Source organism: Myxococcus sp. AB025B (genome assembly GCF_006518215.1).
Classification (GTDB): domain Bacteria; phylum Myxococcota; class Myxococcia; order Myxococcales; family Myxococcaceae; genus Myxococcus; species Myxococcus fulvus.
Map to the genome: position 1 here is coordinate 1 of NZ_SRLW01000755.1, position 394 is coordinate 394.

The following is a 394-nucleotide window of genomic DNA, read 5'->3' on the forward strand; positions in this document are numbered from 1 at the left end:
CATCAGATCGGCCAGCTTGCGCAGAATCTTGGCGCGATCGCGTGCGCTCACCTTGCGCCAGGCACGTTGCGCAACCTGTGCGGCTTCGATGGCGCGGCGCGTTTCGGCGGCGCCCATGCCGGGCACAGTGCCGATGGTGCGGCCGGTGGCCGGGTCGGTCACGTCACGTGTGGCGCCGTCATCGGCATCGGCCCAGGTGCCGGCGACGAACGCTTGCGTGCGCCACAGGCCGGGGTCTTTCAGTGCGATCGGCGGCGTAACGGGCGCGCTCGGCAAGTCGGTGCGGGTCATGGTGTCAGCCCTCCAGTGCGCGTTGCAGGATGGCAAGGCCCTCTTCGAATACCGCGTCTTCAATCGTGAGCGGGAACAGGAAGCGGATCACGTTGCCGTACAC

1 protein-coding gene is annotated in these 394 nt (G+C 67.8%); it reads right to left on the reverse strand.

Annotation, left to right across the window (positions count from 1 at the left end; all coding sequences use genetic code 11):
- On the reverse strand, window positions 1-291 hold a 291-nt coding region (locus FL311_RS43815; RefSeq protein ID WP_141333614.1), incomplete at its 3' end, for an aldehyde dehydrogenase family protein.
- Window positions 292-394: the final 103 nt, after the last annotated feature.